This is a genomic window from Pseudomonas sp. GL_093, from assembly GCF_057837605.1.
Genome location: NZ_CM174448.1, coordinates 4,444,876 through 4,471,471, shown reverse-complemented (window position 1 = coordinate 4,471,471; position 26,596 = coordinate 4,444,876). Strand labels below are relative to the sequence as shown.

26 protein-coding genes are annotated in these 26,596 nt (G+C 59.4%); 15 read left to right on the top strand and 11 right to left on the bottom strand.

Translation table 11 applies throughout. The features are described from left to right. Window positions 1-3: 3 nt before the first annotated feature. Window positions 4-978, bottom strand: a complete 975-nt coding sequence (locus AC3IUE_RS20545) for an aliphatic sulfonate ABC transporter substrate-binding protein (protein WP_489263538.1) — start codon at window positions 976-978, stop codon at window positions 4-6. Between the two features lie 333 nt (window positions 979-1,311). On the opposite strand from AC3IUE_RS20545, the gene AC3IUE_RS20540 reads away from it, so the two are divergent. The 5 genes from AC3IUE_RS20540 to AC3IUE_RS20520 are packed head-to-tail and all read left to right on the top strand — an operon-like array spanning window position 1,312 to window position 6,489. Beyond that, complete coding sequence (locus AC3IUE_RS20540; RefSeq protein ID WP_489263537.1) at window positions 1,312-2,253, top strand: aliphatic sulfonate ABC transporter substrate-binding protein; 942 nt, start codon at window positions 1,312-1,314, stop codon at window positions 2,251-2,253. A gap of 33 nt (window positions 2,254-2,286) precedes the next feature. Next, window positions 2,287-3,612: an LLM class flavin-dependent oxidoreductase gene (locus AC3IUE_RS20535; protein WP_489263536.1), complete on the top strand. Its 1,326-nt coding sequence runs from the start codon at window positions 2,287-2,289 to the stop codon at window positions 3,610-3,612. A gap of 30 nt (window positions 3,613-3,642) precedes the next feature. Then, a complete protein-coding gene (locus AC3IUE_RS20530; protein WP_489263535.1) occupies window positions 3,643-4,716 on the top strand; it encodes an ABC transporter substrate-binding protein in 1,074 nt (357 codons plus the stop codon). Further along, on the top strand, window positions 4,703-5,701 hold the full coding sequence (locus AC3IUE_RS20525) for an ABC transporter permease (protein ID WP_489263534.1): 999 nt from the start codon (window positions 4,703-4,705) through the stop codon (window positions 5,699-5,701). The genes AC3IUE_RS20530 and AC3IUE_RS20525 overlap by 14 nt, the downstream gene beginning before the upstream one ends. After that, window positions 5,695-6,489, top strand: coding sequence for an ABC transporter ATP-binding protein (locus tag AC3IUE_RS20520; RefSeq protein ID WP_489263533.1), 795 nt, complete (start codon window positions 5,695-5,697; stop codon window positions 6,487-6,489). Before AC3IUE_RS20525 ends, AC3IUE_RS20520 begins: the two co-directional genes overlap by 7 nt. A gap of 170 nt (window positions 6,490-6,659) precedes the next feature. Here the strand turns inward: AC3IUE_RS20520 and AC3IUE_RS20515 are convergent, their stop codons facing one another. The 5 genes from AC3IUE_RS20515 to AC3IUE_RS20495 all read right to left on the bottom strand — a co-directional run bounded on the left by AC3IUE_RS20515 (window position 6,660) and on the right by AC3IUE_RS20495 (window position 13,016). Then, window positions 6,660-8,285 (bottom strand): methyl-accepting chemotaxis protein, encoded by a 1,626-nt coding sequence (locus AC3IUE_RS20515; protein ID WP_489263532.1) that lies wholly within the window; start codon window positions 8,283-8,285, stop codon window positions 6,660-6,662. Window positions 8,286-8,491: 206 nt separating this feature from the next. Then, entirely contained in the window at window positions 8,492-9,679 is a 1,188-nt protein-coding gene (locus tag AC3IUE_RS20510) for an acyl-CoA dehydrogenase family protein (protein ID WP_489263531.1), read from the bottom strand. A gap of 37 nt (window positions 9,680-9,716) precedes the next feature. Then, a complete protein-coding gene (locus AC3IUE_RS20505; RefSeq protein ID WP_489263530.1) occupies window positions 9,717-10,685 on the bottom strand; it encodes an ABC transporter substrate-binding protein in 969 nt (322 codons plus the stop codon). Between the two features lie 127 nt (window positions 10,686-10,812). Further along, window positions 10,813-12,411, bottom strand: a complete 1,599-nt coding sequence (locus AC3IUE_RS20500; protein ID WP_489263529.1) for a rhodanese homology domain-containing protein — start codon at window positions 12,409-12,411, stop codon at window positions 10,813-10,815. Beyond that, complete coding sequence (locus AC3IUE_RS20495) at window positions 12,408-13,016, bottom strand: cysteine dioxygenase family protein (RefSeq protein WP_489263528.1); 609 nt, start codon at window positions 13,014-13,016, stop codon at window positions 12,408-12,410. Before AC3IUE_RS20495 ends, AC3IUE_RS20500 begins: the two co-directional genes overlap by 4 nt. Before the next feature lie 220 nt (window positions 13,017-13,236). Between AC3IUE_RS20495 and AC3IUE_RS20490 the strand changes: the two genes are divergently transcribed. Next, window positions 13,237-14,142, top strand: a complete 906-nt coding sequence (locus AC3IUE_RS20490; protein WP_489263526.1) for a LysR family transcriptional regulator — start codon at window positions 13,237-13,239, stop codon at window positions 14,140-14,142. A 123-nt stretch (window positions 14,143-14,265) separates the two neighbouring features. Continuing rightward, on the top strand, window positions 14,266-15,060 hold the full coding sequence (locus AC3IUE_RS20485) for a class II aldolase/adducin family protein (protein ID WP_489263525.1): 795 nt from the start codon (window positions 14,266-14,268) through the stop codon (window positions 15,058-15,060). Window positions 15,061-15,073: 13 nt separating this feature from the next. Here AC3IUE_RS20485 and AC3IUE_RS20480 read toward each other — a convergent pair whose 3' ends face one another. Then, window positions 15,074-15,640: a TetR/AcrR family transcriptional regulator gene (locus AC3IUE_RS20480; RefSeq protein WP_489263524.1), complete on the bottom strand. Its 567-nt coding sequence runs from the start codon at window positions 15,638-15,640 to the stop codon at window positions 15,074-15,076. A 96-nt stretch (window positions 15,641-15,736) separates the two neighbouring features. Between AC3IUE_RS20480 and AC3IUE_RS20475 the strand changes: the two genes are divergently transcribed. After that, on the top strand, window positions 15,737-16,381 hold the full coding sequence (locus AC3IUE_RS20475) for a glutathione S-transferase (RefSeq protein ID WP_489263523.1): 645 nt from the start codon (window positions 15,737-15,739) through the stop codon (window positions 16,379-16,381). A 24-nt stretch (window positions 16,382-16,405) separates the two neighbouring features. Here the strand turns inward: AC3IUE_RS20475 and AC3IUE_RS20470 are convergent, their stop codons facing one another. Both AC3IUE_RS20470 and AC3IUE_RS20465 read right to left on the bottom strand, forming a co-directional pair. Beyond that, on the bottom strand, window positions 16,406-17,353 hold the full coding sequence (locus AC3IUE_RS20470) for a Dyp-type peroxidase (RefSeq protein WP_489268906.1): 948 nt from the start codon (window positions 17,351-17,353) through the stop codon (window positions 16,406-16,408). A gap of 179 nt (window positions 17,354-17,532) precedes the next feature. Continuing rightward, entirely contained in the window at window positions 17,533-18,621 is a 1,089-nt protein-coding gene (locus AC3IUE_RS20465) for an LLM class flavin-dependent oxidoreductase (protein WP_489263522.1), read from the bottom strand. A gap of 381 nt (window positions 18,622-19,002) precedes the next feature. Between AC3IUE_RS20465 and AC3IUE_RS20460 the strand changes: the two genes are divergently transcribed. The 4 genes from AC3IUE_RS20460 to AC3IUE_RS20445 all read left to right on the top strand — a co-directional run bounded on the left by AC3IUE_RS20460 (window position 19,003) and on the right by AC3IUE_RS20445 (window position 22,506). Continuing rightward, window positions 19,003-19,887, top strand: a complete 885-nt coding sequence (locus AC3IUE_RS20460) for an ABC transporter permease (protein ID WP_489263521.1) — start codon at window positions 19,003-19,005, stop codon at window positions 19,885-19,887. Window position 19,888: 1 nt separating this feature from the next. After that, complete coding sequence (locus AC3IUE_RS20455) at window positions 19,889-20,677, top strand: ABC transporter ATP-binding protein (protein ID WP_489263520.1); 789 nt, start codon at window positions 19,889-19,891, stop codon at window positions 20,675-20,677. Window positions 20,678-20,702: 25 nt separating this feature from the next. Further along, window positions 20,703-21,713 carry an ABC transporter substrate-binding protein gene (locus tag AC3IUE_RS20450; RefSeq protein WP_489263519.1) on the top strand — a complete coding sequence of 337 codons (1,011 nt, stop codon included), beginning with the start codon at window positions 20,703-20,705 and terminating at the stop codon, window positions 21,711-21,713. A gap of 286 nt (window positions 21,714-21,999) precedes the next feature. Next, on the top strand, window positions 22,000-22,506 hold the full coding sequence (locus tag AC3IUE_RS20445; RefSeq protein WP_489263518.1) for a hypothetical protein: 507 nt from the start codon (window positions 22,000-22,002) through the stop codon (window positions 22,504-22,506). A 195-nt stretch (window positions 22,507-22,701) separates the two neighbouring features. Here AC3IUE_RS20445 and AC3IUE_RS20440 read toward each other — a convergent pair whose 3' ends face one another. Continuing rightward, on the bottom strand, window positions 22,702-23,349 hold the full coding sequence (locus AC3IUE_RS20440; RefSeq protein WP_008156932.1) for a helix-turn-helix domain-containing protein: 648 nt from the start codon (window positions 23,347-23,349) through the stop codon (window positions 22,702-22,704). Next, entirely contained in the window at window positions 23,346-23,507 is a 162-nt protein-coding gene (locus AC3IUE_RS20435; protein WP_008156931.1) for a hypothetical protein, read from the bottom strand. Before AC3IUE_RS20435 ends, AC3IUE_RS20440 begins: the two co-directional genes overlap by 4 nt. 293 nt (window positions 23,508-23,800) lie before the next feature. Here AC3IUE_RS20435 and AC3IUE_RS20430 point away from each other — a divergent pair, with 293 nt between their 5' ends. The 3 genes from AC3IUE_RS20430 to AC3IUE_RS20420 are packed head-to-tail and all read left to right on the top strand — an operon-like array spanning window position 23,801 to window position 26,586. Next, window positions 23,801-24,892: an AMP-binding protein gene (locus tag AC3IUE_RS20430; protein ID WP_489263517.1), complete on the top strand. Its 1,092-nt coding sequence runs from the start codon at window positions 23,801-23,803 to the stop codon at window positions 24,890-24,892. A 9-nt stretch (window positions 24,893-24,901) separates the two neighbouring features. Further along, window positions 24,902-25,702 carry an ABC transporter ATP-binding protein gene (locus tag AC3IUE_RS20425; protein ID WP_489263516.1) on the top strand — a complete coding sequence of 267 codons (801 nt, stop codon included), beginning with the start codon at window positions 24,902-24,904 and terminating at the stop codon, window positions 25,700-25,702. Between the two features lie 2 nt (window positions 25,703-25,704). Beyond that, window positions 25,705-26,586 (top strand): branched-chain amino acid ABC transporter permease, encoded by an 882-nt coding sequence (locus tag AC3IUE_RS20420; RefSeq protein WP_056741856.1) that lies wholly within the window; start codon window positions 25,705-25,707, stop codon window positions 26,584-26,586. The last annotated feature ends 10 nt before the right edge of the window (window positions 26,587-26,596 follow it).

Below are 26,596 nucleotides of genomic sequence, written 5' to 3'. Positions count from 1 at the left end.
CCCTCAGGGCTTCCAGATATCGACGTCTTTCGCATCCACGGCCTTGGGCAGTAAACCGGCGGCAAAAAAAACGTCGGCGATTTTCTGCTGCTCACCCAGTTGATCGCCTTTCACCGGCTGGACCTGGTAGCTGCGATGGGTGTTTGCCGTCTCGACGGTGTCCACATCAAGGTTGCCCCACAGTGGGCTGAGTATTTGCGCCGCGTCACGTGGGTGGGTTTTTACCCAGTCGCCCGTCTTGTGCAGTTGATCGTAAACCAGCTTGAGCACTTCGGGATGCGCCTTGGCGTATCTCGTGCTGGTCAGGTAATAGCGTTTGTAACTGGCCAGGCCTGCGCCGTCCGCCAGGGTGCGCGTCGGCAGTTGACGTTGTGCGCTGGTGAGGAAGGGTTCCCAGGTGACCCAGGCGTCGACCTTGTTGTTCTCGAAGGCCGCTCGGCCATCGGCGGGCGACAGGTAGGCGGGCTGGATGTCCGAAAACGCCAGGCCTGCTTTGTTCAGGGCGGCGATCAGCAAATAGTGGGAGCCGGCCGCCTTGGTGACCGCGACTTTCTTGCCTTTCAAATCCGACAGTTGCTTGAGGGGCGAGTCCTCACGCACGACGATTGCCTGGGCTGAAGGCGAGGGTGCTTCCTGCGCAAAGTAGGTCAGCTTGGCCTGCGCCGCCTGGGCAAAAATCGGCACCGTGTCCGCCACGTCAGCGCTGATATCGACATTGCCGACATTCAGCGCTTCGAGCAGTGGCAAACCACTTGAAAACTCATGCCAGCTCACGTCGATGTTCTTCTGCGCGAGGGTTTTTTCCAGCGTGCCTTGGGTTTTCAACAAGGTGATGAGGGTCGAGGATTTCTGGTAACCGATTCGTACCGTTTCCCGGGCCTGGGCAGGGAGGGCGAACGACAAGGCCAGTGCAACGACCAGACCGGCCAGTACCGGACGACGGAGTTTCGCTTCAGCATTTTGGGTTGATTTCGACATGGCACGCTCGGCATTCAGCTAAGGGAAGGGCTATCTGCCATGAATCATATGGTTCTAAAAAACATTCTATAAATAATTTTTAGGAATTAGCTTAGGGGTTTTTTATATTCCAATAATGAATAAATAAATCATTATATATTCCTTTTGTTGTCGGCTTGGGCGGCGCAGGATCGAACCCGGTATAACCATATAATTATATGATTCTTTCATAATTATTCGTCGTTAATATAATCAATGTTGTTTTTGGCGTGATCTCAAAACCTCGCCGGACGCAACATTGCTGACCCGTTTTTTTGCTCAGCCTCTTCGAACCCACTCATACCAAGGCCTTTCATGAAGTTGAAGAAACTCATCGTCGCCGCCAGTCTGTTGTTCGCCGCAGCGGGGGCTCATGCACAACAAGCCATCGATATCAGCTACCAGCGTTCTTCGACCTTATGGATTCTGCTCAAGCAGAACGGCCAACTCGAAGAGCGTCTGAAACCCTTGGGCTTCACTGTCAACTGGCATGAATTCAGCACCGGCCTGCTCAGCTCGCTGAACGCGGGCAGTGTCGATTTGCATGCCGACGTGGCGGATGCCTTCGCGCTGTTCACCCAGGCTGCCGATGCGCCGCTGACCTACTACGCCCGGGAAAATCCGTCGTCCAGCGCGCAAGCGATCATCGTTCAGGACAATTCGACGATTCACAGCGTCGCCGATCTGAAAGGCAAGACCGTCGCGGTCTCCAAAGGCTCGGGCAGTAACTTTCTGCTGATCTCCGCGTTGAAAAAAGCCGGCCTGACCCTCGCCGACATCACACCGCGTTACCTGGAAGCACCGGATGGCGGAGCGGCGTTCGCCAACGGCAGTGTCGATGCATGGGCGATCTGGGACCCGTTCCTTGCGACCCAACAACGGGAACATCACGTGCGCGTGCTGGCCGATGGCAAGGACGGAGTGGCCAACTACAACCGCTTTTACCTGGCGACCACCCAGTTCGCCAACGCGCACCCGGACGTGCTGCAAGTCACCTTCGATACCCTGCGCGAGACCGGGCAGTGGGTCAAAACGCACCCGCAAGAGGCCGCGAAGATTCTCGGGCCTGTGTGGGGGAACATTCCGCCCGCCACGGTGGAGCTGGCGAACACTCGCCGCAGCTACGACATCGTCCCGGTCAAGGTCGATGAGCTGGCCGAGCAGCAACGCATCGCCGACACCTATTACGCGGCGAAACTCACGCCCAAGCCGCTGAAGGTGTCCGACATCGCGGTCTGGACTCCAAAGACGAAGTAAGCACGAGCACTTCCAGCCCTTTGGAGCATTGCCATGAGTCGTCAAATTCACCTGTCTGCTTTCTTGCTGACCGGGCCGGTCATCCACAGTCACGCGGTGTGGCGCCATCCGGACACCGTTGGCAATTACCTTGAGCCCGAGTACTACGCGCGCGTTGCCAAAGTCGTGGAGGAGGGGTTGTTCGACTTTCTGTTCTTCGCCGATCGCCTTGCGGTCGGTGACCAGATGGGCGGCTCCCGGGATCTGGCATTGCGTTACGGCGCCCAGGACGCGACACGCCTGGACCCCTTGCCGATCCTGTCTTACCTGATCGGGCAAACCAGCAAGCTGGGCCTGGGCGCAACCCGTTCCACCACCTATTACGAACCGGCGCATATCGCCCGGGAGTTCGCCACCCTGGATCACCTGTCCAAGGGCCGTGCCGCGTGGAATATCGTCACCTCGATGAACGACAGCGAAGGGCGTCAGTTCGGCAAGGACAAGCACCTGGAGCATGACCTGCGCTACGACCGTGCCGACGAATTCGTCGAAGTGGCGTTGAAACTGTGGCGCAGTTGGGGGCCGGGCGCGCTCAAACTGGACCGCGAAAGCGGGGTGCTGGCCGACCCGTCGAAGATCCACTCGGTGCAACACCAAGGTGAGTGGTTCAAGGTCGAAGGACCGCTGAACATTCCGCGCACGCCACAAGGGCGGCCGGTGCTGATCCAGGCTGGTTCGTCCGGTCGTGGTCGGCGTTTCGGCGCGCGTTGGGCCGAGGCGATCTTCACCATTCACCCGCATTTGAGCGCCATGCGCGCCTTCCGTGACGACGTGCGGGCGCAGGTTGTGCAACAAGGGCGTGAGGCCGACAGCTGCAAAGTGCTGACGGCGGTCATGCCGTTCATTGGCGGCACCGAAGCCGAAGCGCGGGCCAAGCGTGATCGGCACAACGCCCTGGCGCGTCCCGAGTTGGGGCTGGTCACGCTGGCCTCACAACTGAATGTCGACCTGTCTCCGTTTCCGTTATCCGCGACGCTGGCCGAGATTGCCCAATCGCCGCTGATCCATCCTGCCGCCGCCGAAAAGCTGCTGATGCAAGGCGCCGAGACCACGCTGGAGCAACTGGGGCGGATTTTCGCCAGCAGCGTTCGCGTGCCGCAACTGGTGGGCACCGGGGCACAGATTGCCGATCAACTGGCCGAGCTGTTCCTGGGCGAAGGCTGCGACGGTTTTGTGATTTCGCCGGGTTACCTGCCGGGATCGTTCAGCGAATTCGTCGAAAGCGTGATCCCCCATTTGCAACGCAAAGGCTTGTTCCGTCGCGCTTACGAAGGCGCGACCTTGCGTGAGCACCTGGGGCTCGGCGAGCTGAAGGACTGAACTCTTCTACACCACCAAAGGGATATTTGAATGGCTGTTTTCGATCGATTGACCCGTCGTCACCTGCTGGGCCTGGCCAGCGTCGCCCTGGCGAGCCCGCTGCTGATGTCGTTGCCGCGTTCCAGTCGGGCTGCCGATGAACACGCCGGCCACGCCGTCGATACCGGCGCCGAGCCCACCGGAACTGGCGACTTCATTCGCCTGGACACACCGCGTGCGTTGAAACTGGCGGTCAACCTCAATGCGGTTTGCCTGGCGCCGGTGGTCATCGCTCACGGACAAGGCTTCTTCAAGAAACACAACCTCGATGTCGAGCTGGTCAACTTTGGTAACTCCACCGAAGTGCTGCTCGAAGCCATCGCCACCGGTAAGGCCGATGCCGGCGTCGGCATGGCGTTGCGCTGGCTCAAGGCGCTGGAGCAGGGCTTCGACGTCAAGCTCACCGCCGGTACTCACGGCGGTTGCCTGCGCTTGCTCAGTGCGGCCAATGGCAACGTGCTCAAACTCGAAGACCTCAAAGGCAAAACCATTGGCGTCACCGACATGGCCAGCCCGGACCGCAACTTCTTTTCGATCCTGCTGAAAAAACACGGCATCGATCCGGTGCGCGATGTGGACTGGCGGCTGTACCCGGCCGACCTGTTGGGCACTGCGCTGGAGCGCGGTGAAGTTCAGGCGGTCAGCGGCAGTGACCCGTTCATGTACCGCCTGATCAAGTCCGGCAAGGCCCAGGAACTGTCCACCAACCTGGTCGAGGAGTACGCCAACCTCAGCTGCTGCGTCGTCGGCGTCACCGGCAAATTGGTGCGTGAGGAAAAACGCGTGGCGGCGGCCCTGACCCAGGCGATTCTCGAGGCCCACGATTACTCGGTGAAAAATCCCCAGGCCGTGGCCAAGGGTTTTCAGGCCTATGCGCTGAATACCTCCGCCGAAGAAGTCGAGGCGATCCTGCACGACCATACCCACGGCCATCATGCCGTTGGCGCGCTGCTGACCAAAGAAATCACCACCTACGTCACCGACCTGCAAACCGTGGAAGTCATTCGCCAGAGCACCAACGCCGGCGAGTTTGCCAAGGAGATCACCGCCGATGTCTTCAGCTGAGATTTCGACACTGGCGACGCCGGCGACGCAGCGGGCGTTCAAGGTTTGGCGACAAGGCGCGGTGGCAGTGACGGCGTGGGTGGCGGTTGCGCTGCTGATCAGCTATTGGCCCAATGCCGCGCGCACTTGGCCGATGACCCAGGGTTTGGCGAATCTGTGTCTGGCGGTGGCGGCATTGATCGGTCTGCTGGGCATCGTCGGTCACTGGTCGGCAAAAGTCGCCACGCGTATTCGTGCCGCGGGTGCCTGGTTGATCGCGTTGCCGCTTCTGTTGGCTATCTGGGAACTGCTCACCGCCAAACTGGGCGTGCTGCCGGTGCCATTCTTCGCACCGCCGCAAGCGTTGCTCGCGGTGTACGTTGAAGACTGGCCGCGTCTGGCGGACAGCTTGCTGCATTCGGCACTGTTGCTGGGGACGGGTGTGGCGCTGGGTGCCGCGACCGGTTTTGTGGCCGGGGTGGCCATCGGTTGGTCGAGCAACATCGGCTACTGGCTGCACCCGGTGTTGCGCATTCTCGGGCCGGTGCCTTCGACGGCATTGTTGCCGCTGTGCTTCTTTCTGTTTCCCACCAGTTGGAGTGCCAGCGTGTTTTTGATCGCCCTGGCGACTTGGTTTCCAGTCACGGTGCTGACGTGGTCGGGTGTAGCCAGTGTCGATAAAGCCTATTACGACGTGGCGCGGACCTTGGGTGCGAAGCAGGGTTTTCTGATTTTCAAAGTGGCGATCCCGGCGGCGTTGCCCCATGTGTTCGTCGGTTTGTTCATGGGGCTGGGCGCCTCGTTCTCGACCCTGGTAGTCGCGGAAATGATGGGCGTCAAATCCGGCATCGGCTGGTACTTGCAGTGGGCCCAGGGTTGGGCCGCTTACGCCAATATGTACGCGGCGCTGTTGATCATGGCACTGGCTTGCTCGGGTTTGATCTCCGCGCTGTTCCTGATCCGTGACCGGCTGTTGGCCTGGCAAAAAGGAGCGATGAAATGGTAGCGCTGGCACACCCTTCGACCGCCCCGGTTTCGGCTGGGCTGGCGTTGCGCATTAATAATTTGAGCCACGGTTTTGCCCTGGACGGTCAGCATTTGCCGGTGCTGGAGCGGGTTTCCCTCGACGTGGCCCCCGGTGAATTCGTCGCCTTGCTCGGGCCTTCGGGCTGCGGCAAGTCCACGCTGTTGCGACTGGTGGCGGGGCTGGAACCGGCCGACGCCGGTACGGTGCTGGCCGATGGTGCACCGATTACCGGCCCGGACCCGAGCCGGGTCGTGGTGTTTCAGGACCCGACGCTGTACCCGTGGCGGCGCGTGTGGGACAACGTCGCCCTTGGCCTTGAGGCTCAGGGCCTGCTCAAAACCCACTCTGCCAAGGTCGATGCCGCACTGGAGAAAGTCGGCCTCAGCCCGTTCGCCCGGGCGTATCCGCGGCAGTTATCAGGCGGCATGGCGCAACGAGTCGCGTTGGCCCGAGCGCTGGTCAACGAACCGCGCCTGCTGATTCTCGACGAGCCGTTGGGCAAGCTGGATTCGCTGACCCGCATCACCATGCAGAAGGAACTGATCGACTTGTGGCAGCGCCAGGGCTACACCGCGCTACTGGTGACCCATGATGTTGAAGAAGCCTTGCTGCTGGCCAATCGAGTGATCGTGTTCAGTGACCGGCCCGCTGCGATCAAGGCACAACTGACCATCGAGCGACCTTATCCGCGCCATCGCGACGATCCGTATCTGGTGGACTTGCGACGCCAGATCATGGGCTTGCTCGGGCTGGGTGAGAGCTGGTAATCATTGGTTGAAACATGAACACCAAAACCTGTGGCAAGCACTCTTTACAAGACAATGAGGAACCAATGTGGGAGCGAGCTTGCTCGCGATAGCGGGGTGTCAGACAACAGAGATGTTGAATGAATCTCCGTCATCGCGAGCAAGCTCGCTCCCACAAGGGGGGCACTCATTTAGAAACTGAACCGCTGCAAAATAACGCCCAGTCCGTCGGACATCGCCTTGAGTTCCTGGGTAGTTCGTACGATCCCGCTTTGGGCTGCGGCGTTCTCTTCCACGCTTTGCGCCACTCTTTCGACGTTGCAGGCGACTTGCTCACTGGCGGCGCGCTGTTCCTGCAGCGACAACGAAATGAAGCTGACGGCCGCAAGGGATTCGTCCAGTGCGCCCTTGATCCTGCTCATGGAATCGCCAGCGCTTTCGACCAGTTTCTGACCATGGGTTACGCGTTCACAGCCAGCGGCCATGCTGTCTTTGGCTTTGACCATGCCGTTTTGGATGGAATTGACCAAAGCGACGATTTCTGTGGTGGATTGCGCTGTGCGGGCGGCCAGACTGCGCACTTCATCGGCGACCACGGCGAAGCCGCGACCTTGCTCGCCCGCGCGTGCCGCTTCGATGGCGGCATTGAGGGCCAGGAGATTGGTCTGTTCGGCGATGCCTCGAATCACCCCGACAATCAGGCTGATGTCGTTCGACTGGATCGCCAGTTGATCGATGTCCGATGAGCTTTGTGCAACCAGGTTGGCAATCTGCCCCATTTCCTGGATGGAGGCTTGCATCACCGCCATGCCTTCGCCGGTGATTTCGCCCGCCTTCTGCGCAGTGCTCTGGGCCTGTCGAGCATTGTCGGCGATGTGAGTGATGCTCACGGAAAGCTCTTCCACCGTGGCCGCCATGGAGGAGGCGGTCTCGCTTTGCAGGGCGGCGCTGCTCAATCCTTGTTCGGAGGACGCAGACAATTGCAGCGTGGCGCCCTCGATCTGCTCGGAGGCCTGGCTGATCTTGCCAATCATGTCGCTCAGACTGTGGCGCATGGCCTGGACGGAGTGCAGAACGCCGGTCGACGGTTGTTGTCGATCAAGCTGCGTAGCGGCCAATTTCCCCTCAGCGATGTTCGAACTGATCGCGGCAAGTTCCGCGGGTTCCGCACCGAGCTGGCGGCCCAACAGCCTGGAGAAAAAGAACGTATAGGCGGCGCCCGCGATCACCGCCAATAGCAGAATCAGCAGGCTGGTTCTGAGGTTGGAGGTGTAGGCGATCTGGTTCTGGTCGAACTGGTTCTTGGCTTCCACCAGTTGAACCTCGATCAACTCGGAAAATTTGTCTGACAAGGGGTCAATCAGCGGATACAACTGCTCGGTCGCGAAACGTGCCAGACCTGCATCGTCGTTCTGGCGCAGCATGCCCTGCAAGTTTTGCAGCGGCCCGCGGGTGGCTTCCATCAGCGGGTTGATTTGCGCGATCAGGCGCGTTTCTGCCGGAATCAGTTGCGTCGATTTATAGGCTTGCCACGTCTGGTCGATATCCCGCTGGGCCTGCTCGATCCGGCTCAGTGACTCAGCTTTGGTGAAGTTGCCATTGCGCGCCTTGTGGGTGGCGTCGACGATGTTCACGGCATACAGGTCAGCGATTTTTTTCAGATCCCGCAGGGGCACGACTCGATCGAGGTAGACGGTCTCCAGACTGCGTACCGCCGATTGCATGCCAAAGAGTCCAAGTCCGCCGACACACAACAATCCCAGCAATAAAGCGCTGGTGAGCAAAAGCAGATGAGTTCTGATTTTCCAGCTTTCCATAGTCCGGTATTCCTAGATCATTTCATTCAGGAGGGCGATCGAGAGGTCAGAGTCTGTGGCTTCAATGCGCAGTAAAGGCACATTGGCATCATGTTCTGTATAGACGAAAAAAACCGCTGCATTACCGGCGAGCATTTACGAATTTGCGACGTTCGATCATTGCCAGGATCGCAGCTTGCGTCAGACCTACTCCTGAACGAGCTGGCTCATAGACGTTCCTCTTGCTGGCGCTCGGCGAACACCGCTTTGCCGACACCTTGCAGAACGGCGTCGTTCTGCGGCGTGTGAACACGACTGCACAACACGTCGCGGTAATGCCGTTGCAGCGGATTGTTGCGTGACAGGCCGGGATTGCCGGACGCCTCGATGGCCAGCTCGACGGCGCGGATGGCATTGCCGGTCACCAGGTATTTCAGTTGTGCCGCATGGCGGGCCGGCGTGTGACCCTCGGCGGCGGTGTCGAGCAGGCTGCGGTTGGCGAACAGCAGGGTGTCGATATGGCCGACGGTTTCCTGAACGCGTGGCAGGGTCGATAACGCCGCCCCGAGGTTGGACGGCTTGCGTGTTTCCAGCCAACCCACCAGCCAGTCACGGGCGGCCTGGGCGACCCCGTCGTAGACTGATGACAGCAACACCGACATCCACAGCAGGCCGTCGCCATCGAGTTCGGCTTGCGGGGCGCTCCAGCGGCTGACGCTGACCGCGTGATCCAGTGGCACCAGCACATTGTCGAACACCACCTCGTGGCTGCACGTGGCGCGCATGCCCAGATGATCCCAATCCTCGATGATGCTGATGCCGGGCGTGTCCTTGTGCACCAGCCAGGCGCCGACCAGCGGATCTTCATCGTTGCTGCGCGCCCAGACGCTGAGCCAGCTCAGGCCATGGCTGCCAGTGGAGTAGATTTTTCTGCCGCTGATACGCCAACCGGCGGCGGTGCGCCGGGCGATGGTCGCCGGCAGACCGCCGCGGGCCGGGGTGCCAAGGTCGGGCTCGACGCGCAAGGCGTTGATCAACGCGCCTTTCTGGACCGCGTCTTGAGCCACCTGCAGACGCAACGCTTCGGGCCAGTGCTGACTGTTTTGCAGGCGCGAATGCTGAAGGTATTGCATGACCAGGATCAAGGCTGTCGAGGGTTCGCCTTTGGCAATCGCGCTGATGGCTTTGCGCGCCTGTGCCAGGTTCGCGCCGCCACCGCCCAACGCTTTGGGCACCGTCAATGCCACAAGGCCGTGCTCATGCAGCAGCTTGAAATTGTCATGCGGGAAAGCGCCGCTTTCGTCATATACATGGGCAGTGGCGCCCAGTTGTTTGCCGATGCTGTCGAGCAACGCATCGAAATGGACTGCCTCGGCCGATCGCAGTTGAGGTGGGTGTTGAGAAGAAAGGCTCATGGGGAATTCACTCGATCAAAAAAGGTAGGCGTCCTCGTTAGCGGGAGGCCTGGTTAAGTTGGGCGCGCCGGGCGTTGAAGCTCTTGTCGAAGCCTTGGGAGACGTCGATGTGTTTGCTGAGAATGCCTTCTTCCTGATAGATGTCCGCGGTGGTTTGCAGGCCGCTGATGACCTTGTCGTCAATCTCCACGGGTTGCATGTGCGTGCCTTTGGCCACGGCGACATGCACGGCCAGTGGCAAGCCGGTGACCTTTGCCTGAGCGGCGGCGAAGGCTTCGGGATGCGCATTGGTCCAGCGGTAGGCGCGGTCGATCCGTGCGACGAAGTCGTCCAGTTGCTGGCGTTTGCCGGCGATGGCCTGACTGGTGGCGGCGAAGTACAAATGGTTCGTCAGTAAAGACTCGCCGCTGACCAGCACTTTGGCCTGGCTTTGAGTGGTGGCAATGGTGGTGTAGGGGTCCCAGGTCGACCAGGCATCGGCGCTGCCGTTATCCAGCAGGATTCGCGATTCGCTCGGCAGCAGGTAGATGAACTGCACGTCATGGGTGCTCAGGCCGACGCTGCGCAAGGCTTTGATCGCCAGGAAGTGGCCGATGGAGCCGCGGGTGGTGACAATCCGCTTGCCCCTGAGGTCGCTGGGAGTGTTCAGTGCCGAGTCCTTGGGCGCGAGAATGGCCGTGGTGTAGCGGCCCTCGGCGTGCACGATGCTGACGACTTTGATCGGGGCACCGGCCCCGAGGGCGAACACGTAAGGCGCATCGCCCAGGGCACCGATGTCCACCGCGCCGGCATTCAACGCCTCGCCCAACGGCGCGGCGGCTGGAAACTCGGAGAACTGGATCTCGTAAGGCACATCCTTCAATTCACCGGACACCTCCAGCAGTACCTTGATCGTGGATTTTTGATTGGCCACCCGCAGCGGTTGGAGGTCGGCTGCGTAGGCGGTCGCGCCGACGGTGAGGGCGACGGCGATCAGCAGGTGTTTGAAGGGCAGGGTAAAGCTCATATCGGCGTGCTCCAGGCGGATTTTGCTGCTTTTGGGTCACCTCCGCCTGGAGCAGGGGTCGGCTCTGATTCAACGGTAGGTGTATGCAACGGCGCTGCCCGGCGTTCGGAACAGAAGCCTGGCTGAATCAGATCACGAAAAAACCATGGGTGCCGTCGCGGGCCAACTGATCCACCAACCCGTATTCCCAGTCCAGATAGGCTTGCATGGCTTCGCGAGGGTTATCGGTGCCCTCGTAAGGGCGGCGATAGCGGTCGATGCGTGGCGACGCCAGCCGACTTTCTCCTTCCTCAAGGGGCAGTTTCGCGGCGATCCAGCTGGCGGTGCCGTCTTTAAGCAGGAACACCTGTTGACCGGTCAGCGCCTCGACCTCGTGGACCGCGAAGCGTGCCAACTGACTACTGCCGCAGGTCAGTACATAGCGCTGCGCCGAGGGCACCTTGGCCAACGCTTCGCGCAATTGCCCGCGCAACACCCACCACGCACCGGGGATATGGCGTTTGACGTAATTGGCGCTGCTGGTGAAATCCAGCACCACGCTGTCGCCCTCGGCCAGCCATTGTACGAGGGTTTCGGGGCTGATTTCTTCGGCCTGTTGTGGCGCGGGAACTGGCGCTTTCCAGGCACCTTTTTCAATGAAGTGCGCAGGCTGCAGGTCATCCAGCACATGCACTTCCCAGCCCAGTTGCGAGAGCCAGGACGCCGACATGTTGGCGCGCACGCCATCGTCATCAACCAGCACCAGGCGCGCACCGCGCACACTGGCGAAGTGGTCGGTTTCCTGCACCAGTTGGCCACCGGGTGTGGCGCGGGAAGAGGGCAGGTGGCCGGCGTCGAATTCTTCCGGAGTGCGTACGTCGAACAGGTAGGTGCTGCGTGTCGGTTGTTGTTGCCAGCGTTGCAAGTCGGCGAGAGTAGCGCGGCCCACCAACGCTTTGTCGGCGACGCGACGGGCATCGCGGGCGGCGATTTGACGATGCTCTTCGCTGGTTGGCGCGAACCGGCGTGACTGGCCGTGTTGGAGTGTCTGACCGGCCAGGGTCCAGCCGATGGTGCCGTTGCGCAAGGCTGACACCGGGTTGGTGATGCCGGCATTGATCAACGACTGAGTGCCGATGATGCTGCGTGTACGCCCGGCACAGTTGACGATGATGCGCGTCGCCGGGTCCGGCGCCAGCTCCCGGGCGCGCAACACCAATTCCGCTCCCGGTACGCTGATGCCGGTGGGAATGCTCATGGTCTGGTACTCATCGAAGCGCCGGGCATCGAGCACCACCACGTCGGCCTCGTTATCAAGCAGCGCCTGAACATCTTCAGCGGCCAGTGACGGCGTGTGACGCTGGCTTTCCACCAGTTCACCGAAGGCTTTGCTCGGCACATTGACGTCGATAAACAGCTCGCCACCGGCGATGCGCCAACCGTCCAGACCACCTTCCAGCAGGCTGACATTGACGTAGCCCAGGCCCTGCAAGCGCTGAGCGGCGATCTGTGCCAGGCCTTCGCCGTTGTCGTAGACGGTCACTTGGGTATCGAGCCGTGGAATCCGCGAGTACACCTCAAGCTCAAGTTTCGACAATGGAATGTTGGCCGCAAACAGTGGGTGCGCCTGCGCGAAAGGCGCTTCTTCACGCACATCCACCAGCGCCAGTTCTGCTTTGTTCAGCAGTGCCTGTCGAATCTCGGCGAAGGAGCGGGTCAGTACACTTTTGTCAGGACTTGGGCTCATAGGGCTTGGCTCTCTTTGGACACATCCCAGATGTTGGGGAGATAGGCGTTGGAATAACCGGAGATGAACAGTTTTTCGCTGCCATCGGCCTGGTACACCGCGCGGCGTACTGCACCGATGTTGGCGCCGTAGACATGGATGCTGATGGAGACCTGGTCATCAAAGGCGTTGCTGACTTGATGAATGTCGCCGATCTTGGGTGATACAGCCTCGACCTGACCCGGCCGCAGATGGATCGGGCTGCCGTCGGCCACCAACGTGCCGTCCGTGGCGCGTTCGAAACCTTGCGAGTACTCCGCGCCACGCAACATGCCGATCAGGCCCCAGACCCGGTGATCATGGACCGGCGTACGTTGCCCCGGCCCCCAGACAAAACTGACGATACTGAAACGCTGCCGTGAATCGGCATGCAGCAAATATTGTTGATAGCGCTCCGGGTCTGGCCGGGCAAACTCTTCAGGCAGCCAGTCGTCGTGGCTAACCAGCTGACCGAGCAGCTTGCCCCCGCGATGCAGCAGGTCGCCCTCGCGAGGGTGGCTGTCGATCAATTCCGCCAGGGCACCTATGAATGCTCTGAGTCTCTCCGGGTGTCGGGCCTGGGTCATGACGACTCCATCGTTCGTGGTGAATATTGGTCTCAGGATTTAAGCATAATGTTTTTGCTCAATATGCGATTCTTTAATGATTAGGTTATAACTGGATGGAATTTATAACCTGTTTGAATAGCGTCAGACGTTATCGAAAGTAGCTGCGGGCTATCCAGATACCGACAATAGAACTATGCTTTTCAGACATCTTATTGACTGTTCTCTATGTGCGGGCCAAATGAAAATTGACGATATCGATGCCTTTGTCGAAGTGATTCGTTGCCAGTCCATCAGCCATGCGGCCGAGTCGTTGCAACTGACTCAGCCGGCCATTACGCGGCGCGTGCAGAACTTTGAGCAGGCGCTGGGCGTGGAGTTGTTCGACCGCAATACCAAACCGCTCAAGCCCACACTGATCGGCACGCGAGTGTACGAACAGTGTCGTTTGATCCTGCGGGAAATGGATGCGTTGCGTGAACTGGTTGCCACCGATGCGCCGCCTACGGGGTTGCTGCGTCTGGGCGTTCCGCAAACTATCGGCGACGTGGTGCTGCTCGATGCGCTCAAGCACTTGCGAATGGAGTACCCGGAATTGCGCGCCCAGGTGGCCACGGGATGGGGCAGTCAATTGGTCGGCAAGATCGAGCGGGGCGAACTGGATGCGGCCGCGGCACTGTTCCCGGCCGGCAAGATTTTCCCGGACAACATCATTGGTGAGTCCATCGGCAAGATGGAGTTGGTGGTGGTGTGCGCCAAGGATCAGTTGCCCAAGCGTCCGTGCAAACTTGCCGACGTTTACCAGAGTGGCTGGATTCTCAACCCCGATGGCTGCGGCTTCCGGGCCGGATTGCAGCGCACTTTGTCGGACCAAGGCTTGGTGCTTCGGGTCAACCTGGAAACCTTCGGTACAGAATTGCAGTTGGGTCTGGTCGCTGACGGGCTAGGACTCGGGTTAGTGCCGCGCCCGTTACTCGAGCGCAGCGCTCATTTCGAACAGTTGGCGGTGATGCCACTGAAAGACTTCAAACCGGTGATGGACCTGTGGCTGATCTACCCGCATTTTCTTGGCAATCTGCAAGGGCCGGTCGATGCCTTTGGCAAACTGGTCGCCGGGTCGTTGCAGAAAATCAAGAGTGCGGCATGAATAGAGTGGCTGAACATAATAAAAAAAAATGATAATTAGCTTAGATTAAAATGTGCTTTTTATTATGTTTTGGCTTCCCATAGGCTTGCTGGAGATCCTTAAGGCCATCCAGGAAGTTTTGCCATGAGCAGCGTCAGCCCGTTATCCAGCGTCTCGAAACATGTTCGCCAGCGCGTCAGCCCCGAAGAATGGGACGTGCGGGTGAAGCTGGCCGCGGCCTATCGGCTGGCGGCCCTGTTCAAATGGACCGATCACATCTACACGCATTTTTCGGCACGGGTGCCAGGGCCCGACGAGCATTTCCTGATCAATGCCTTCGGGCTGCTGTTCGACGAAATCACCGCCTCCAACCTGGTCAAGGTCGACATCGACGGTACTCTCGTCGATGACCCGACAGGGCTGGGCATCAACTACGCCGGTTACGTGATCCACAGCGCTATTCACGGTGCGCGTCCTGACCTGCAAGCGGTCTTGCACACCCACACGCGTGACGGCATTGCGGTGTCCGCCCAGCGCAAAGGTTTGTTGCCGATTTCCCAGCACTCCATTGGTTTTTCCGGAAGGGTGGCCTATCACGGTTACGAAGGCGTGGCGCTGGACCTGGACGAGCGCGAGCGTCTGGTGGCCGATCTGGGCGATAAAAGTGTGTTGATCCTGCGTAACCACGGTTTGTTGACCGCAGGCATCAGCGTCGAACATGCGTTCCAGCAGCTGCACGTGTTGGAACGCGCCTGCAACATTCAGATCGCCGCCCAGGCCGGCGGCAATGCCGAACTGATCTTCCCGCCGGCCGAGGTAGTGGCCAAGGTCGAGAAGCAGGCCGAGGTGCTCAAGAGCGGCGACGGCCCGGGTGTGGCACGGCACTGGAATGCACTGATCCGGCAATTGGAGCGCAGTGATACGGCTTACAAAGAGTGAATAACGAGATCAATCAGGGCAGCAAACCGGCCGCTCGATAGGAATCGATCATTTGGTCGTACACCGAAATGTCGTTGCGCCCTCGGGACACCAGTTGCGCACCTTGAATGGCGGCAAATACCGACAGTGCTTGCCGTTCGAATGCCTCTGGCTGAGCGTCCGGTTGTTTCAGCGCCAGCACCTTGGCCAGCCAGCGGACATTCGCGTCCGTGAACCCGTCTACCTCGACCCGCACTTCGACCGGAAGATCGTGGTGCTCGGCCGCCATGATTCCGCACAGGCACATCCGGTTGTCATTTTCCAGGGCGACACGGAAGGCTGCGGTGTAGTCCTTCATCATCGACGCTGGGTCCTGTGATTCCACCAGCAACTGATCCAGATACGCGGCGGTGTCTTCGGTATAACGTCGAGCCAGTGCAGCACCCAAATCACCCTTGGTGGGAAAGTGGTAGTGGATGCTGGCGCTTTTGATCCCCACTTCTTTTGCCAATTCGCGAAAACTCAATGCGTTGTAGCCGCGAGCCTGCACGACCCGGCGGGCTGCTTGCAGAATGGTTTGCTTGGTGTCCGTTGTCGTCATGATGTTTTTGCCTACCTACTGATAGATATCTGTTGACCTGCGTGATCGATGGTTGCATTGTCTACCTCTCGATAGATAGATAGCAACGGAGTTAACGTGAAGATCTACGACATCCCTGGTTTTCCTAGCCCTTTACGCATTCGGGTGGTCATCGCCGAGAAAGCGTTGGCATCCAGAATCGAGTTCATCAAGATCGATTTGCCGGCAGCCGAACACAAGCAAAGCCCTTTTTTGGCGATCAACCCGACCGGCACGGTTCCGGTGCTGGAGCTGGATGACGGCACTTATCTGTCCGAATGCACGGCCATCACCGAGTATCTCGACAACCTTGAAGGCAACCCCACGCTCACCGGCAATACGCCGAAAGAGAAAGGGCTGATCCACATGATGCAGAAACGCGCCGATGACCAACTCATTGACGCCATTGGCATCTATTTCCACCACGCCACTGACGGGCTCGGGCCTCAACTCAAGCCGTATAAAAAACCCGAGTGGAGCGACCGCGTTGTATGGGGTGAGATGCACCGTGAGAAAGCCATCAACGGCATGAAGTATTTCGATCAGGTTTTGAAGAATCAGCCGTACGTGGCTGGCGATCAATTCTCTATGGCGGATATCACCGTTTGGGCGGGTCTGATCTTCGCCGGTTTCGCACAGATACCGATCCCCGATGACTGCACGGCACTCGTGGCCTGGAATGCGAAAGTCAGTGAGCGGCCCAGTGTGAAATCCCCGGCGTGACCCTGAGCAATGCGCGTTCCCTATTCAAGGCTTGCGATCAGCCAGCTCTTCGAGCAAGTCTGCTGACGGGATGAAAAACAAACCTCCAGTGACCGCCGTGCTGAAATCAAGCAAACGGTCATAGTTGCCCGCGGGTCTGCCGACAAACATATTCTCGAGCATCTGTTCAATGGGTTCTGGCGAACGGGCATAGCCGATGAAGTAAGTGCCAAACTCTCCTGCGCCTGGTCGGCCGAACGGCATGTTATCGCGCAGGATTTTCACCTCCTGACCGTCCTGGGTGATGGTCGTCAGGGCACTGTGCGACGAAGTCGGTTTCACCGAATCATCGAGTTCGATATCGGACAGTTTTGTTCGTCCGATAATCCGCTCTTGAGCTTCAACGGATAATTCGTTCCACGCGGCCATGTTGTGCAGGTACTTCTGAACCAGCACGTAGCTACCGCCGGTAAAGGACGGATCTTCGTCACCAATGATCGTGAAGTCGACGGCATGGCGACCGACCGGGTTTTCGGTGCCATCAACAAAGCCGATGATGCTGCGCATGTCGAAATAACGGAAACCCTGGACTTCATCAACGACCGAAATTGCATCGCCCAACGCTGAGAGCAACTGCGTGGCCAATTCAAAACAGAGATCCATCTGGTCTGCACGAATGTGCAGCAAAATGTCCCCCGGCGTTGCAACGGCGCGACGTCCCTCTGCACCGAACTCGCGAAACGCGTGCAGCGAGGCAGGGCGCGGGCCGCTAAAGAGCGTATCCCAGGCACTGGAACCAAAGCCGCATACGCACGACAAGTTGCCGGAGGGCACCCGTTTGCCAACTGATCGGGTGAGGGCCGCAATGTCTGCGCACCAGGCCCGCACTTTTTCGGCGCAGGCACTGCCAGACGTCAGTGTCGCAACGATGAAGATTGCGCTGCTGGTAATGGGATTACAGACGGATTGAGGATCAGGAATCGGGTGGGTCATCGGCGTGAGCATTGTCATTGATCCTTCCACAAGCGCTTGAACACGGTCGAAAGACACTACCAGAAAATGGCATCGAAACAGCAATCGAGGCGCATAGGCAATCCAGACCAAAAGAGGGACTTACCGCAAGGTAAGCCCCTCTTTTGTTATCGACCGTTATCGGCACAAGGCGCGCAGCCTCACGCTACTTTTTCAGCCGCTTGCCGCTCACGTTCGGCCACCAGTTTGCGGGTCAGGGGGATCAAACGCTTGCCGTAGTCGATGGCATCGTCGAGTGGGTCGAAACCGCGGATCAGGAAGGTGGTGATGCCCAGGTCGTAGTAGTCGAGCAGGGCTTCGGCCACTTGCTCCGGAGTGCCGACCAATGACGTCGAGTTGCCTTGTGCCCCCAGCAGGCCGGCGATCCCGGTCCACAGTCGCTTGTCCAGTCGCGAGCCTTGAGCGGCTGCCGCCAGCAGGCGTCGGGAACCTTCGTTCGGTGGTTCACGGCGCACAAAGCCATTCTGTTCAGCCAGGGCGGTGGCCTGTTGCAGGATGCGGTCGGCACGTTCCCAGGCTTGCGCTTCGGTGTCTGCCAGAATAGGTCGCAGCGACAGGCTGAAGCGAATGCTGCGGCCGTGTTTGGCGGCCTCGGCGCGCACCTGCTTCACCACGTCACGCACTTGTTCGTAGGTTTCACCCCACAGCGCATAAACGTCGGCATGCTTGCCCGCGACTGCAATGGCGGCCGCTGATGAACCGCCGAAGTACAGCGGAATATGCGGCTGTTGCGGCGACTTCACGAGTGAGTGTGCGCCCTCGAACCGGTAATACTCGCCTTCATAATTGAAAGGCTTTTCGCTGGTCCATTCCTGGCGCAACACGTCGAGGTATTCGTCAGTGCGCGCGTAGCGCTCATCCTTGCCAATGTAGCTGCCGTCGGCCCGCAGTTCGCGATCATCGCCGCCGGTGATGATGTGCACGGCGGTGCGTCCGCCATTGAAGACATCGAGGGTTGCGAACTGGCGCGCGGCCAGGGTGGGCGCCGCAAAACCCGGCCGGTGGGCGATGAGGAACTTCAGGTTTTTCGTCACGCTGGCCGCGTGCGAGGCAATCAGCGTGCTGTCCGGGCTGTTGGAGTGAAAGGCCACCAGTGCGCGGTCGAAACCTGCCTCGTCATGCGCGCGGGCGACAGTTTCCACGTAATCAGGCTGTAACACGGGGCCGCTGCGGGGGTGGATTTCCGAAGCATGGTGGCCGGCAATGTAGCCGATGAATTCAATACTCATGGGATTTCCTTGTCGTTGGATAGCGTGATTCATGCCTCCACCTGGCATTGGGGTCGGACAGTGGGGTCGAAGGTAAGCGCAGCGGGCAGGGCTGTGAAATGCCGATTTGTTCTAAGTTAATTATTAAATAAATGAATCATAAGAAATCGCTGATATCAGGTAATGGCATTTTAATCAGGGGCCGCCATGCAGCCTGCAAGGCGCGGGGGGTGAGGGTGTTTATTATGAAAATAATTTATCTAGATAATTTTCTATCTGATTTTTAATCATATTAGGTTATTCCCAAAAAGAATTTCACTGAGGTTTTTTATGCGAATAGCATGAATTCTGAAGCTGACACATGGCGCCTCCGGCCATGTTCTTTAGAAGGAAGGAAGCCTGATGACTGAAAAGTCTTTCGATGCACAGAGCGCCAGTGGCTCGTTTTCCGTCAATAAGGCCATTCGCCTGACCGGTGATCTGCAGGGGGCGTCAACGCAGAACCCCAACTGGCTGCGCAACTGGCGAACACCCGAAGTGTTGCTGCGGCTGGTGAGCCCGATTGCGCTGCTGCTGTTGTGGGAACTGGCGTCGCAGGCGGGGCTGATCCCGCAACGGATCATCGCGGCGCCGTCGCAGATCGGCGGCACGCTCTGGGCGATGATCGTTTCCGGGGAGCTGGGCAAGCATTTGCTGGTGTCACTGCAGCGTGCGCTGCTGGGCTTGAGCATCGGGGTCAGCGTCGGTGTCGTCGCGGCACTGATCACCGGTCTGTCGAAGCGCGGCGAGGTGATCCTCGATTCGCCGATGCAGATGCTGCGCACCATTCCTTCGCTGGCGCTGGTGCCGTTGTTCATTCTCTGGTTCGGCATCGGCGAGTTCACCAAGGTCGCGTTGATCGTGATGGGTACGACCTTCCCGGTGTACCTGAACCTGTTCGCCGGCATTCGCAATATCGACCCCAAACTGATCGAGGCCGCCAACACCCTGGGCCTGAATCGTCGCGAGTTGATCTGGCACGTGATTCTGCCGGGCGCCTTGCCTTCATTCTTTGTCGGCTTGCGTTACTCCCTGGGGATTTCCTGGCTGGCGCTGGTGTTTGTCGAGCAAATCAACACCACCGCCGGCATCGGTTTTCTGGCCAGCGATGCGCGGGACTTCATGCGCACTGACGTGATCGTGATCTGCCTGCTTATTTACAGTGTCCTCGGCTTATTGATCGACGGACTGATCCGCACGCTGGAGCGTTTTGCCCTGGCCTGGCGCCCAACGTTTGTGAGGACCTGATATGTCGACTATCGCGACAAAGAACCTGCAGTCAGAAGCACCGGTACAACTGCGCAATGTCGTGCGCCAATTTGGCCAACAGCGGGTCATCGACGGCCTGGACCTGGACATCGCACCGGGCGAATTCGTCGCGCTGCTCGGGGCCAGCGGTTCGGGCAAGACGACGTTGCTGCGCAGCCTGGCCGGGCTGGACAGTATCGACAGCGGTCAGTTGTTGGTGCCCAAGGCACGGGCCGCGGTGTTTCAGGAGCCTCGGTTGATGCCCTGGAAACGCGCCTGGAAAAACGTGATTCTCGGCCTGCACATCCCGGACGCCAAGGCGCGTGCGGTGCAGGCTCTGACGGAGGTAGGCCTGGCCCATCGACTGGAAGCTTACCCGGCCACGCTCTCCGGCGGCGAAGCGCAACGCGTGGCGCTGGCCCGTGGTTTGGTGCGCGAGCCCAAGCTGTTGCTGCTCGACGAGCCGTTCGCCGCACTCGATGCGCTGACCCGGATTCGCATGCATCGGCTGATCATTGAGTTGTGGCGCAAACACACACCGGCCGTGCTGCTGGTGACCCACGACGTGGACGAAGCGATCCTGCTGGCCGATCGGGTCATCGTGCTGGCCAACGGCAAGATTGCCGAGCAACTGACGATCGACTTGCCGCGAGCCCGGGACACGGGGCAGCAAGGCTTTCAGGCCATCCGCGCACGGCTGCTGAGTCTATTGGGGGTTGAAGTGGAAACCGTTGCGGTGGCTGAGCGTCAGGCCACGAACAGCACGGTCAGGCGGTTTGCCCATGGTTGATCATTTGAAACAGGGAGGTTGCGTTATGCCAATACGTGTCTGGAGATCTGCGATGTTGATGCTGTCTGGCGCGGCGTTGCTGCTCAGCGGCTGCGGCGATACCGTCGAGACCAAAGCCCCATCCACTGCCCAGTCAGATTTGTCCGGCGTCACGTTGGTGCTGGGCGATCAAGCCAAGGGCCTGCGCACGGTGGTCGAGGCGGCGAATGCCTTCGAGGGCATTGACTACAAGGTTGAGTGGGCCAATTTTCAGGGCGCAGCACCATTGTTTGAAGCCTTGCGCGCCGGCGCTGTTGATCTTGGGCCGGCCGGTGATACCCCGGTGCTCGCCGCCGCGACCGGTGGCACACCCTTGCGCATCGTCGCGGTGCGGCGCAGCCAATCAAGAGGCATTGCGATCCTGGTTCCAGCCGATTCGCCCATTCATAGCGTCGCGGATTTGAAAGGCCGCAACGTCGTGGTGTCGTCGGCGCGCGGCAGCATTTCTCAGTATCTGTTGATTCGCGCTCTGGCCAATGCCGGGGTTGATGAGAAAGACGTCAACGTCGGTTTCGTCCTGCCGACCGACGCCTTGTCGGCGTTCAATGCCGGGAAGATCGAAGCCTGGGCCACGTTCGGTATCTATCAAGCGTTTGCCGAGCAGCAGGGCGCCCGGGTGTTGATCAGCGGCGAGGGCATCAACACTGGCCTGACGTTCATCACCGCATCAGATGAAGTGCTGACCGACCCGCTCAAGCGCAAAGCACTGAGCGATGTGTTGCAGCGTTTCGCCAAGGCCTTCGAGTGGGCCCGACAGAACCCCGACGAGTACGCGCGGGTCTTCGCCAAGGTCAACGATATCCCCCTTGAAGTCTCGCAGCGGCTGCGCAGTTGGGGCGACGAGTCGCTGTTGTCGGTGGAGTCGCGGGATGTGAAGGCGTTGCAGCAAGTCGACGACTTGTTCGTGGAAAAGAAGATCTTTCCCCATCGCGTCGACGTGGAAAAGCTGACCGACGCTCAAGTGTTTTCTGCCGAGTCGCTGACATTGAGCCGCTGAACTAAAAAAACCGGATCCTGTTTAGATCGATTATTTCTTTCGGTTATTTATATAGCTGTTGTTCGCATATCCATGACCCGCAAAGCCGCGTCATGGCTGTGCATGTATTCGCGATGACAGCGGCTTGTTCGTTGTAGCAGCCATTGTTGCCCTGAAGGCCGCACTAGGGCGGTTCCAGCATCTATTTTTGCTGTTCGGTCATCATCTTGCCGCCTCTGCGTCAGTCCTTAGAATCGGCTCCATCAGCTTCGTCCAACTATTCAATCCTTCAGGGAGCAACACCAAGATGAACGCCATGCAAATGCAAATGCCGATGAACACCACCATGCCAATGATGCCGATGATGGGCATGCCGATGATGATGGCGACCATGTCGTGCGAAATGATGGACGACGGCATGATGTGCAAGATGATGCCGGCGGCGGGCATGGACATGGCCATGTTCAAGAACAGCGCTGAAATGATGCAGATGATGATGAACTGCGGCATGCCGATGATGATGCATTGCGGCAACATGAGCATGATGTGCATGTCCCAGGCGAGCATGGCCATGCCGATGATGAGCACCATGATGCCAATGCCGATGATGGGCATGCCGATGCCATCGATGAAGTGCGTGATGGAATGCACGCTGATGGCCGACTGCATGATGTGCAAAATCATGCCGATGGCCGGCATGAACATGGACATGATGAAAAACTGCTGCGCCCTGATGATGAAAATGATGAACGACTGCAGCATGCCGATGATGATGAGCTGCAATGGCATGCCGCTGATGTGCTGCACCTGCTGATCCCAGGACGCACAAAAAAGCCCCCGCGACCATAAGGTCGCGGGGGCTTTTTCATTCCCGAAAACACCACAAATCCCTGTGAAGAAGAGATCCCTGTGGGAGCGAGCTTGCTCGCGATAGCGGTGTGTCAGTCAATGAATATGTTGAATGTTAAGCCGCTATCGCGAGCAAGCTCGCTCCCACAGGGGATGTGGTTCAGTCCAGGCGTTCCGGGTACGTTACCACCAGATAGGCCACCGCCTCACTGTCGGCCGGGTTGCGGTAGCGGTGCGGCTGGTCGGCATAGAACAGGATCGAATCGCCGGTGGAGAGTAGGTAGCGTTCGTCGTTGACACTGATTTCCAGCACCCCCTGCGACACCACCAGGTTTTCCTGCACGCCGGGGCCATGCCCCTCGGACACATCCTCACCTAGCGGGCTCAGGCGCAGTTCGTAAAACTCCGATTGGCGCGCTACGTCGAACGGGAACAGCGCGCGGCTGACAAAGGCGCCGCTGGCACTGACCAGGCGCTTGCTCTGGCTGGCCGACAGCACCGCCACGCCTTCGAAGGCCCGATGCTCAAGAAACGCGGCCACCGACACCTTCAAGCCCTTGGCGATTTTGCACAGCACTTTGATCGACGGCACGCTGCGCCCGGATTCGATCTGCGCCAGCATGGCCCGGCTTACGCCGCACTGTCGGGCGAGGGCGTCGAGGGACAGATGACGCTTGCCGCGCAGACGTTGCAGGTTCTGTGCGACGCGTTCGCAGATCGGGTCTTCTTCCAGTGGTTCCAGGTTATTCAAATCCAGCACGGGTTCGTCGGCGCTCGCCAGAAAGCGCGAGGGTTGCTGCGCGTTCATGCGTGACGCGTCTCGGTGGCTTTAGCGGCTTGCACCCACTGAAAAGCCTGTAAACCTGCATTGCGTGCGTACATTTCCCACATGGCCCGTGCCCGTTGCTGAGCCTGTTTGCGTTTGCGGTAGCTGGCGAAGTCGATGAGGTTGTCAGTCGGATTCATGGGGCACTTCACTGTGGTGATGAATGACGGGATGAGCTGAGAGTACGCGGATATTTTTATAACGATAAATACTGATTTTGTATTTATTAATGCCTTTTGGTTCTTATTAAGGCAGCGCATCCACTCAAGTGAGCGCAAGTGTTGGTGAGGCAACAGGGATTAGGCAGGCTGTGCTCAAGCAATACAGGGAGCTGGATCGGTAGCTTCGTTTAACTCATTGATAAATAAGCATTTAGTGGCTGGCACGGAGGCTGCAATGGCTGTTGGCAGACAGCACTCCGAAGGAAGGCCACATGATCCAGACACTGCCCCAGGCCTTATTGATACAAGCCGAAGCCCGAGGTTCGGCGATCGCCCTGCGCTACAAACGCCTGGGCATCTGGCACGTCCGCAGCTGGAGCCAACTGGCACAGGATGTCAGGCGTCTCGCCGCTGCTTTACATCAACGCGGGTTCAGTCGCGGTGATGACTTGCTGATCATCAGCCAGGCACGGTCCGAAGCGTTGTTGCTGGCATTGGCCGCGCAGTGGCTGAGTGGCAGCGTCACGCTGCTGGATCCTGATCTCGACAATCGACAGCTGTTGACCCGACTGAAACCGGCCTTTGTGTTGGCCGAAGCCTTGGACGCCGTGCAACAGGTACGCAGTACCGATACACCGCCACGGGTATTGCTGTACCTGGACGGGCGTGGACTGAACACTCCCGAAGATCGCGGATTGAACGCTTATGCCGAGTTGTCCGTTGGCGTAACGGCTGATGCGCCCGCACCCGTCAGTGACTCGACGGCCACGGCGTTTGTTTTTCATCCTGCCGGCCTTGGTCAGCCCCAGCGTTTGAGTCATGGGCAGTTGCTGGACGGTGCCCGCAAATTGGTGGCGCGAGAATCGCTGAGCGCCCGCGAAGAAGCGCTGGCGGCTCGGGTGTTCGCCGCCAGCGGCCAGGCGCGTTACTTGCTGGCGCCGTGGCTGAGCGCCGGCTTCTGCCTGAACTTCCCTGAGGCCCTGGCCACGCGCGACACCGATCGTCGCGAGCTCGGGCCGACGCTTGTGCTGGGTACCCGCGAATCCTATGCCCGCCTTGAATTCTGGGCCCGGGAACGCCTGCCGTTGCCGGGCTCGCTCAGTCATCGTGTGTACCGCTGGGCGATGGTGCCGGAGGTGAACAGTGTTCGCCGCTGGCTCGGTAACTGGCTGATCCGCCGACCGTTGCTCGACGTGCTGGGCATGAGTCGCCTGCGGGTGCCGTTGTTGGTCGGGCCAGCGCTGAGCCAAGAGAGCGCCGAGTTCTTTGGTGCCCTGGGCATTCGCCCAGGCAACTGGCAGGAGCCATCCACCCCTCGGGCACTGGTCGAAGCGCCAGCCCACCTGATTTCTCAATCCGTCTGACGAGCCCCCATGAGCGCAACCACTGAATCCGTATTACTGCGGCTCGATGACATCTCCCTGTCGTTCAAGGGCGTCAAGGCCATTACGTCCATCAGCTTCGCTGTGAAGACCGGGGAAATCTGCGCGCTGATCGGTCCCAACGGCGCGGGTAAAAGTTCGCTGCTGAATGTGATCAATGGCGTCTACCAGGCCCAGAGCGGCAGTGTCAGTTATGCCGGGCAGACGCGTCGGCGCATGCGCCCGCACCAGGCTGCCGAGCGCGGCATTGCGCGGACCTTTCAAAACATCGCGCTGTTCAAGGGCATGAGCGTGCTTGACAACGTGCTGACCGGCCGCAACCTCAAACGCCGCAGCAGCTGGGTCGAGCAGATGCTGCGCCTGGGCCGTGCCCCACGCGAGGACGACGAGCAGCGCCGCCACGCCGAAAAAGTCATCGAGTTTCTGCGCATCCATCCCTGGCGCCATGTGCTGGTGGGCAAGTTGCCTTATGGCTTGCAGAAGCGTGTCGAACTGGCCCGAGCCCTGGCCGCTGAACCGAAGTTGTTGCTGCTGGATGAGCCGATGGCCGGTATGAACGCGGAAGAGAAGGGTGAGATGAGCCAGTTCATCCGTGACATCAACCTTGAATTCGGCACCACCGTTGTGCTGATCGAGCACGACATCGGTGTGGTCATGGGGCTGTGTGATCACGTGGTCGTGCTCGATTACGGTCGCAAAATTGGCGATGGCACCCCTGAGCAAGTGCGCGCCAATCCCGAGGTGATCGCGGCCTATCTGGGCACGCGGCGAACCCGCACGGAGCGCCACTGAGCATGGAATTTTTCTTTGAAGTGCTGATTGGCGGGTTGCTGGCCGGTGTCATGTATTCCTTGGTGGCCATCGGTTTTGTGCTGATCTACAAGGCCTCCGGCGTGTTCAATTTCGCCCAGGGGGCGATGGTGCTGTTCGCCGCGCTGACTTTTGTCAGCCTGCTCGAACGCGGTTTTCCATTCGTTTGGGCCTTTATCGCCACCCTGGCGAGCATGGTGGTGCTGGCGTTGCTGGTCGAGAAAATGGTCCTTCGGCCCTTGGTCAATCGGCCGCCGATCATCCTGTTCATGGCGACGCTCGGGCTGTCGTACATGATCGAAGGCCTTGCGCAGTTTCTTTGGGGCGCTCAGGTCCACGGCCTGGAATTGGGCATTGCCGATGAGCCACTGGAAATCCGCGGCATGTTGCTCTCGCAATTCGACCTGTTCGCCGCAGGCACCGCTGCCACCCTGGTGATTGCCTTGTCGCTGTTGTTCAACAAGACCCGGGTCGGTTTGTCCTTGCGAGCGGTGGCCGATGATCCCTTGGCTTCCCTGGCGGTAGGCATTCGCCTGCCACGAATCTGGGCGCTGGTGTGGGCGGTGGCGGGTTTCGTCGGCCTGGTCGCGGGGCTGCTCTGGGGCGCTCGTCTTGGAGTGCAGTTTTCCCTGTCGCTGGTGGTACTCAAGGCGTTGCCGGTACTGATCATCGGCGGTTTCTCTTCTATCGGTGGCGCCATTGCCGGCGGGCTAATCATCGGAGCGGCGGAAAAACTCGCCGAGATTTACCTAGGCCCGATCATCGGCAGCGGGATCGAAAACTGGGTGCCTTACGTCCTTGCGTTGCTGTTTCTGTTGGTGCGGCCTGCCGGGTTGTTCGGCGAGCGGGCGATCGAGCGGGTCTGATTTTCTTTCA

What these genes read in the sequence shown, in the direction of transcription:
- AC3IUE_RS20545 (WP_489263538.1), bottom strand. Translation starts at nt 978, where the DNA reads ATGTCGAAATCAACCCAAAATGCTGAAGCGAAACTCCGTCGTCCGGTA.
- AC3IUE_RS20540 (WP_489263537.1), top strand. Translation starts at nt 1,312, where the DNA reads ATGAAGTTGAAGAAACTCATCGTCGCCGCCAGTCTGTTGTTCGCCGCA.
- AC3IUE_RS20535 (WP_489263536.1), top strand. Translation starts at nt 2,287, where the DNA reads ATGAGTCGTCAAATTCACCTGTCTGCTTTCTTGCTGACCGGGCCGGTC.
- AC3IUE_RS20530 (WP_489263535.1), top strand. Translation starts at nt 3,643, where the DNA reads ATGGCTGTTTTCGATCGATTGACCCGTCGTCACCTGCTGGGCCTGGCC.
- AC3IUE_RS20525 (WP_489263534.1), top strand. Translation starts at nt 4,703, where the DNA reads ATGTCTTCAGCTGAGATTTCGACACTGGCGACGCCGGCGACGCAGCGG.
- AC3IUE_RS20520 (WP_489263533.1), top strand. Translation starts at nt 5,695, where the DNA reads ATGGTAGCGCTGGCACACCCTTCGACCGCCCCGGTTTCGGCTGGGCTG.
- AC3IUE_RS20515 (WP_489263532.1), bottom strand. Translation starts at nt 8,285, where the DNA reads ATGGAAAGCTGGAAAATCAGAACTCATCTGCTTTTGCTCACCAGCGCT.
- AC3IUE_RS20510 (WP_489263531.1), bottom strand. Translation starts at nt 9,679, where the DNA reads ATGAGCCTTTCTTCTCAACACCCACCTCAACTGCGATCGGCCGAGGCA.
- AC3IUE_RS20505 (WP_489263530.1), bottom strand. Translation starts at nt 10,685, where the DNA reads ATGAGCTTTACCCTGCCCTTCAAACACCTGCTGATCGCCGTCGCCCTC.
- AC3IUE_RS20500 (WP_489263529.1), bottom strand. Translation starts at nt 12,411, where the DNA reads ATGAGCCCAAGTCCTGACAAAAGTGTACTGACCCGCTCCTTCGCCGAG.
- AC3IUE_RS20495 (WP_489263528.1), bottom strand. Translation starts at nt 13,016, where the DNA reads ATGACCCAGGCCCGACACCCGGAGAGACTCAGAGCATTCATAGGTGCC.
- AC3IUE_RS20490 (WP_489263526.1), top strand. Translation starts at nt 13,237, where the DNA reads ATGAAAATTGACGATATCGATGCCTTTGTCGAAGTGATTCGTTGCCAG.
- AC3IUE_RS20485 (WP_489263525.1), top strand. Translation starts at nt 14,266, where the DNA reads ATGAGCAGCGTCAGCCCGTTATCCAGCGTCTCGAAACATGTTCGCCAG.
- AC3IUE_RS20480 (WP_489263524.1), bottom strand. Translation starts at nt 15,640, where the DNA reads ATGACGACAACGGACACCAAGCAAACCATTCTGCAAGCAGCCCGCCGG.
- AC3IUE_RS20470 (WP_489268906.1), bottom strand. Translation starts at nt 17,353, where the DNA reads ATGACCCACCCGATTCCTGATCCTCAATCCGTCTGTAATCCCATTACC.
- AC3IUE_RS20465 (WP_489263522.1), bottom strand. Translation starts at nt 18,621, where the DNA reads ATGAGTATTGAATTCATCGGCTACATTGCCGGCCACCATGCTTCGGAA.
- AC3IUE_RS20460 (WP_489263521.1), top strand. Translation starts at nt 19,003, where the DNA reads ATGACTGAAAAGTCTTTCGATGCACAGAGCGCCAGTGGCTCGTTTTCC.
- AC3IUE_RS20455 (WP_489263520.1), top strand. Translation starts at nt 19,889, where the DNA reads ATGTCGACTATCGCGACAAAGAACCTGCAGTCAGAAGCACCGGTACAA.
- AC3IUE_RS20450 (WP_489263519.1), top strand. Translation starts at nt 20,703, where the DNA reads ATGCCAATACGTGTCTGGAGATCTGCGATGTTGATGCTGTCTGGCGCG.
- AC3IUE_RS20445 (WP_489263518.1), top strand. Translation starts at nt 22,000, where the DNA reads ATGAACGCCATGCAAATGCAAATGCCGATGAACACCACCATGCCAATG.
- AC3IUE_RS20440 (WP_008156932.1), bottom strand. Translation starts at nt 23,349, where the DNA reads ATGAACGCGCAGCAACCCTCGCGCTTTCTGGCGAGCGCCGACGAACCC.
- AC3IUE_RS20435 (WP_008156931.1), bottom strand. Translation starts at nt 23,507, where the DNA reads ATGAATCCGACTGACAACCTCATCGACTTCGCCAGCTACCGCAAACGC.
- AC3IUE_RS20430 (WP_489263517.1), top strand. Translation starts at nt 23,801, where the DNA reads ATGATCCAGACACTGCCCCAGGCCTTATTGATACAAGCCGAAGCCCGA.
- AC3IUE_RS20425 (WP_489263516.1), top strand. Translation starts at nt 24,902, where the DNA reads ATGAGCGCAACCACTGAATCCGTATTACTGCGGCTCGATGACATCTCC.
- AC3IUE_RS20420 (WP_056741856.1), top strand. Translation starts at nt 25,705, where the DNA reads ATGGAATTTTTCTTTGAAGTGCTGATTGGCGGGTTGCTGGCCGGTGTC.